Origin of the sequence: Microcoleus sp. B6-A1 (genome assembly GCF_036705085.1) — a bacterium.
Classification (GTDB): Bacteria; Cyanobacteriota; Cyanobacteriia; order Cyanobacteriales; family Microcoleaceae; genus Microcoleus.
In genome coordinates this window covers 1-6489 of record NZ_JAUBTU010000159.1, presented here as the reverse complement: position 1 = coordinate 6489, position 6489 = coordinate 1, and the positions used below count along the sequence as shown (strand labels likewise).

At 41.9% G+C, this 6489-nt stretch carries 2 protein-coding genes and 5 pseudogenes; 3 read left to right on the top strand and 4 right to left on the bottom strand.

Going from position 1 to position 6489, the window contains the following annotated elements; all coding sequences use genetic code 11:
• Nucleotides 1-78 precede the first annotated feature (78 nt).
• A pseudogene (locus tag QUB11_RS30535) lies at nucleotides 79-803 on the top strand (ISAs1 family transposase); the annotation flags it as partial.
• A 115-nt stretch (nucleotides 804-918) separates the two neighbouring features.
• On the opposite strand, the pseudogene QUB11_RS30530 reads toward QUB11_RS30535, so the two are convergent.
• Nucleotides 919-1933 (bottom strand): annotated as a pseudogene (locus QUB11_RS30530) (IS701 family transposase).
• 166 nt (nucleotides 1934-2099) lie between these two features.
• Between QUB11_RS30530 and QUB11_RS30525 the strand changes: the two are divergent.
• The gene (locus QUB11_RS30525) at nucleotides 2100-2453 is read left to right on the top strand and encodes a DUF6444 domain-containing protein (protein WP_445300817.1); all 354 of its coding nucleotides are present in this window, start codon (nucleotides 2100-2102) and stop codon (nucleotides 2451-2453) included.
• A gap of 5 nt (nucleotides 2454-2458) precedes the next feature.
• On the opposite strand, the pseudogene QUB11_RS30520 reads toward QUB11_RS30525, so the two are convergent.
• Nucleotides 2459-3213: pseudogene (locus tag QUB11_RS30520) on the bottom strand (IS1 family transposase).
• Nucleotides 3214-3716: 503 nt separating this feature from the next.
• On the bottom strand, nucleotides 3717-4907 hold the full coding sequence (locus QUB11_RS30515; protein ID WP_333207396.1) for an endonuclease: 1191 nt from the start codon (nucleotides 4905-4907) through the stop codon (nucleotides 3717-3719).
• 111 nt (nucleotides 4908-5018) lie between these two features.
• Here QUB11_RS30515 and QUB11_RS30510 point away from each other — a divergent pair.
• Nucleotides 5019-5603, top strand: a pseudogene (locus QUB11_RS30510) (IS66 family transposase); the annotation flags it as partial.
• Nucleotides 5604-5655: 52 nt separating this feature from the next.
• Here the strand turns inward: QUB11_RS30510 and QUB11_RS30505 are convergent.
• A pseudogene (locus QUB11_RS30505) lies at nucleotides 5656-6417 on the bottom strand (transposase); the annotation flags it as partial.
• Nucleotides 6418-6489 lie beyond the last annotated feature (72 nt).

Below are 6489 nucleotides of genomic sequence, written 5' to 3'. Positions count from 1 at the left end.
ACTCTAATATCAGACGCTTCAATTTTGCTCATCTTTTAAAAATACTCGATCCCGCGATCCCACCTGCGGAATGTGGGGTTATCGCAATGGTTGCAACAAATTATGGGTTCAGTCTTCCAAGAAATCATCCCCATAGATGGCAAAAGTTTGCGAGGTTCTTACGATCGAGAGAAAGGTTTAAAAAACTTACATTTAGTGACAGCTTGGGCGAGCGGACAGCGTTTGGTACTCGGGCAAGTCAAAGTACAAGACCATTCCAATGAAATCACAGCAATTCCAGCCCTACTAGAAGTAATCGACATTGCCGGGGCGATTATCACCATTGATGCGATGGGGACTCAAACAGAAATAGTCCAACTGATTCGTCAGAAAAAAGCCGATTATGTCGTGGCACTAAAAAGCAATCATCCCACTCTTTACAATCAAGTAAAAGACTGGTTTGCAACTGCAAAAACTCAGAACTTCATAGGAAGTGAAATGAGTTATGATTCCCGAACCGAAAAGGGGCATCATCGCGTAGAAAATCGAAAAGTCTGGGCGGTATCAGTTGCCCAATTAGGCGGACTTTACAAGCAAGAACCATCTTGCTGGATTACGCACTATTGTGATCGCCCTTAAGAGTTCGTCATCTGTGGAACAAAACCACTCGTGAGGTGCAGTTTTACCTAAGTTCTTTGCCAGTAGATGCCCAGCTCAATGGTCGTGCTATTCGCCAACACTGGGGCATTGAAAACCAAGTGCATTGGAGTTTAGATGTGACTTTTAATGAAGATCAGGACTTACGCATAAACACCATATATAGCGTTTATGAGGATCTTGAACTACAACCCGCTAAAGGGTGATTGCCCCGCCTGCTAGAATCCAAAACAATCTAGACCCTAACTGACTAAAAATACGATATGCTGTCTTGAAACCCACTTAAACTAAAGTCATAGCGACCGAAGGATTGCGAAGTTCTTCGGTTAAATAATTACCGAGTAACTTGTACTTAATTTGATAAACAGTCTGGTGAGTTTTCCTCGCTAAATGCTTCAACCTTACCCAGACTAAAATAGCACAGCTAATATGATTTCTTTGAATGCGAGCTTTTCGACATTGACACTTGTCAATTCCCGTTAACTGTTTAATTTCTCGATGAAACTCCTCAACCTTCCATCTCAGGCCACACTCTTTTTGTACAACCTCAGTAGAATTTTGAGCTTTATCGTTTGTGGCAATAAAGTCCGTGCGGTCGGTAGAGACCTCTACCCGGAATAATTTCACTTTTTTATTTTGAGGAAATTTTTTAATTTTGATTAATTTCCCGCTTTTAAATTCTTCTTTACTCCAACTTAGATTTTCTATCCTTTGATAAGGGTTGACTCCATCAGTATCATCTACCAGCCGATTTTTTTAAAGCGGACAATAGTAGATTTTTCCTAGTTCGTCTATGAATTTCATTAAATCTGAGGTGGCATACCAAGCATCCATTAAGACCGTGCTAAAGGGAATTTATTTATGAGATTTTAAATTATTCAGCATATCCTTAACATGATCCAGCTTAGACTTTCCATCCGATTCTGGAGCGTAAATCCGGTAATCAATTATCCAAAAATCCTGAGTTTCTCGATTAACATATACACAGTTAACTAGCCCAATGCCCTCGATAACTCGATGTTCATTACCACTATATTGGCGACGAGAAATTTCGATTTCTTGAGAATAACTTTTATCTAAAACTGTATCATCAAAAATTACGGCAGCTTTTTCAGATATCAAGAGAAAGGTTTTTTACATTTTCCCAGATTAAGTGAGGAGTTAATTTTTCCCTCCTTAAATAACGATTTATCGTATCATGGCTGCACTTTTTTAAGTGGTCAGCTAGATTAGTAATTGTATAATTAACCTGACTACTCAGTAAATATTGGCAATAGTCTAGCTTGGTAAATCCCATACAACTTACCCCTTTTTTATGCCTCCACTATAAAATAATTCCTCTAAAAAATCTATTGACTCTACCTCTGTTAGAATTGAAATTTCTCATGTAAAACTCAAGATAGTTAATTTGTAAGGATTCAGGTCAAAAAAACTTCAGTGTCAAAAGCTGGTAAAATAAACGAATGAAAAAGCCCGCAGCCACCAGAGAGCAGAAAAAAACCGAAATCCAGCAGTTGAGCCAAGCTGAACTGGTGGAAATGGTACTGGGGCTGCAAAAAATTATTGAAGAATTACAAGAAAAACTAGCCATTGCTACGGGGAAAAGTCGAACCACCAGTCAGACTTCATCAAAGCCCCCATCAACGGATCTGATCCAAAAATCAGAGAAACCAACAGTCCAACCAGAAGCAGACCAAAAAAAGAAACCAGGTGGACAACCAGGTCATCCCGGGAAAACCCGAAAAGGGTTTGCACGAGTAGACAGAACCGAAATTAGCTCACCCGACATCTGTCTCAATTGTGGCAGTAAAGGGTAGTGCTTTTATGTAAAGGATGGAGAAAATTGAGTCGGTTGAGTTTTCAGCATTGCTAATCGGATTTGATGATTGTAGTCATGAATAAAATTCCAAATAGCACCCTGATGATTCTCCAACTTCTTAGAAAACGATAATGTCTTCCTGACTAATCGCGAAATTCGCTGCCTGAGAGTATTATTTAATCGTTCAATGTAACTCGTCAATCCGCTTTCTTTCCCCACAGGCTGATGCCGTTTAGTCGGTAAAACCGCAGCATATGCCTCCCAATGATCGGTATAAATCTTGGCACATTGGCGATAGACACTCGGTAGGGAATCCCATAATGCAAGAGCCGACTTTAAGGAACGGTCTCCAATATGACATCCGATCACTTCCCGAGTCTTGGCATCCATCGCTAACCAAACCCATTGTTTATTCCCTTTGTTGTCTACAAAGGACCATAGTTCATCCATTTGGACGGTGTGTTTTCCGACTTCTTTTGGGATAACTGTAGCCTTGGGTTTTACGCCAGTGTACAAGTGGTTTACATAATTTTGAAGCCAGAAGAGAGGAAACACCCAGGACTCGGGCAATGCCAGCAAGAGAAATCCGTTCAAGGAGAAGCAACTCAATTTTTGCGCCCGGTGTCGGTGTTTTTGGGTTGCCACTTAGGATTTTCGACAAACTGGCGACCACAGTCACGACATTTATGGTTTTGTTTTCCGCGACGAGTCATACCATTTTTCATCACATCGTCAGAACCACAAGTGGGACAAATCAAATAGGGTTTCATCATGAGACTCCTCAAAAGATTGGCATAGAGCTATTATCCTCTATCCTTTACATAAAAGCACTACCCAGTAAAGAATTAAGTGGAGTAATTAACATTCATAGACAGCAAGTAGCAAGTCTAGTAGCAAAACCAATCGAAGTTGTTGAATATCAAACACAATCGTGTAAATGCCTCGAATGTGGTGCACTAGTTAGAGGAGAAGCACCCCGCTTGAATAGTTCCAGGACAAGACTTGAGCGTTAATCTTCAAGCACTCTTAGTCTGGCTGGGGAATTATGGACATCTTTCCTACGATAAGCTGACGCTCGTTATTGTGGGAACTCGGCAGGATAGAAGTGTCCGTAGGAACACTCCAAAAAACCAATCAACGAGTAGCAGCAGCAGTCAAGCCAGCGATTAAAGCACTGTGGGAATGGGCACCTCTACAATCAAATGTTCATGTAGATGAAACACCCCCGGTGTGTGATCTGACAGGTGTAGGTTTTTTACAACTAGGAGGAGTTACAAGCATAAAAGGCATCCACAGGAGTGTGAGGGAAGGAACTCCAACGCTCCAGATGAATGGGAATATTGTTGAGTAAATTAGCCATCAAAGTCACAAATCCTTTAAGAAAACAAGACAAATGACGCCCTTTTTTGAGGCCTTGAGGCAGATTTAAAGCAGTATGTCCAAGGGGAAGTTGTGGAAAATTTGAGGCAAGTGATTGATTTTCATGAGTGCCACCCAGGATCACCATCCATAAAGTGGCAACAGCTAGCACTAACCACATTCGTTCGGCTCGTTGTGGTGAGAGTAAACGTGTATTATGCCATTGCCAGCCATCGGATTTGAAATCGCGGTAAACACATTCGGTACAAGAACGTAGTCCATACCAGAGAACGTTTGCTTCTTCCGGTTTGAAGTCTGTCAGAATCAACCAGGGGTCTTTGTAGTCTAGATCCCAACGAGCTAAGAGTGTACAAGACAGAGGATTAGTTTTAAAACACACGACTTCGGCAGACCATGATTGTCCACCTTGACGAACCAAATGTGCCAGTGGCTGCCATGTCTGTTGAGAGGGCAGACGATAAGTTCCTTGATGGTTGATACGTAGAAATGGATGCCAGCCCACACTTTCAATCAATTGATATAACCAATCAGCATACAATCCTCGGTCAGCGGCAACGATCACCCTAAAGTTTGCCGGAATCACACCTTGAACAACACAAATCAGTTTTTGCCAATGAGGTTTCCAACTTCCGGGCTCCTCGGCTCCGACAATGCACCAAGCTACAGGAATTCCCGACCCACCCAATAAGATGTTCATCGACAGAACTGTAAATTTATCTCCGATGCTAGTGGCATCCAATGCCAAGGCAATGTCCTCAACATTTTTCGGCAGTAAACTTAGCACCCACAACAGTAATGGAGCAAAACAACCACTAACATCCAGCTCACGACGATAAACTCCTTTTTTAGCTGGGGCTTCTTGATACCATTCTTTTAATCGCTGACGGACTGTGTTCGGCTTTTCTCCGTTGAGCCCAGCGATAAAATGCGAAACTTGGGTTAAGCTGCTAGATTTGGTCATGACTACACCAAAGCTCCAAGTCGCTAAGCCAATCGCTTGAGGTATGGAGAGGTGAGGCATTTGTTTGGAGACAATACATGACCAATCCAAGAGAAGCTTATTTTTCAGCATTTTGGGTTTTTCCCCAGCCACGTGTTTCGTTGAATCACCCTTATTTTCGCCTGGTTTAATTGACTTTATACTACCCAGTCGTAAAAAACCTACACCTGTCAGGGGAGGGGGAAGGGGGTTAAAGAATGGCTATGGACGGCTAGTATCGAAGGATTCTGTTTATTTCATGCCGCAGATACCAGGGGGCGCGTGGAACTAGAAACCATGCTGGGCAAAGAATTTGCGGGAGTCTTAAGCTCAGATGATTTCAGTGTTTATAATGGTGTGAAAGTCGCAGCCCAACAGAAGTGTCTGGCCCATTTACGGCGGCATTTTAAGAAAGTGCTGGTACTTCCTGGCAATGATAATGCAGCAGTCGCTCAAATATTTCTGTCATTAATAGATGAAGCTTTTATCGCCCATGAGTCGTGGCGCAAGACGAAGGAGCAACTCACATACTACTCATGGGCAACTGATTTCAAAATACGATTGAATCTTGCTTTGGAGACTTGGTTGAACAAAGTTGGTTCTACCGCAGGTTTGTTACTCAAATCCTTACGGGATAAGGCAGAACAATGGTGATATTTTCTCTCTGACCCCTCGGTTCCTCCAGATAATAATAAAGCCGAACGTTCTCTACGGTTAGCTGTAACTAAGCGGAAAGTTTCTGGCGGCTCTCGTTCGATGAAACGATTTGAGGAAACGGCTGATCTACTTAGGGCTTGCTGAATAATCGATAGCCAACCAAGAGCAGGAGCTCACGATATATTCAAGCTTGGTTAAATATAAGTTGTTTCGGCATTGATTCCACCCCGTTATAATTGTAGATTATATTCAAGCCAAAAACAGGTGTTCTTTTTCCAAATAGACATAAAAACACACAAAAAACCCGGCGCCACCAGGTAGCAAGGTTCATTACCAAAAAAGTAATTGCAATAACTGTACCAGATGTATTATCAAGTTTTGCCATCACTCGATTCAGACCGAATCTTCGTTTCAAGAGCCCAAACTTGCCCTCAATGGCATTTCTAATCCTCTCATCTTCCAACGCTTGCCTCTTTTTTGATTTACTCACATTTGCTGGCGGTCTTCCTAATGGCGGTCCACTCAGCCTAATGCCTTTTTCTTTACACCATGCTCGGTTTTCCCGATTTCGGTAAATGCGATCTGCATGAACTGACTCTGGATAATACCCTGTGAATTTATGATATGCTTCTACTTGTGTTTTTAAGTCTCCTGATTCGTTAAAGTTATCCCAGCTCATCCGGTCTAAAAATACATATCCCTCAAAACAACTGGCTGATATTTTGGCTCCAAACTCTACGCTTTTTCCTGCTTTTCCTCTCACAATAGGACGAATCTGGGGTTGACTTAAACTTACTATTCTATCCTCAATGCTCTGTTTATTGTTATCAAATAACCACTGTTGTTGGCGAGTGACTTCTGTGAGGACTAGCAAGGTTTTATATTGCTTTTTATTCAGACCTTCTAGGCTCGCACCTGAATCGATTAGCTGTTCAATATGACCTAGGGCGTCGGTTCAGTATTATGACTTGACAAAAAAGACTGAAAATGATATGTGAATTGAGAAGCCTGTTAAATT

Bases quoted from the DNA above. Each gene is read 5' to 3' on its own strand.
- QUB11_RS30515 (WP_333207396.1), bottom strand. From the start codon at position 4,907: ATGCTGAAAAATAAGCTTCTCTTGGATTGGTCATGTATTGTCTCCAAA.
- QUB11_RS30525 (WP_445300817.1), top strand. From the start codon at position 2,100: ATGAAAAAGCCCGCAGCCACCAGAGAGCAGAAAAAAACCGAAATCCAG.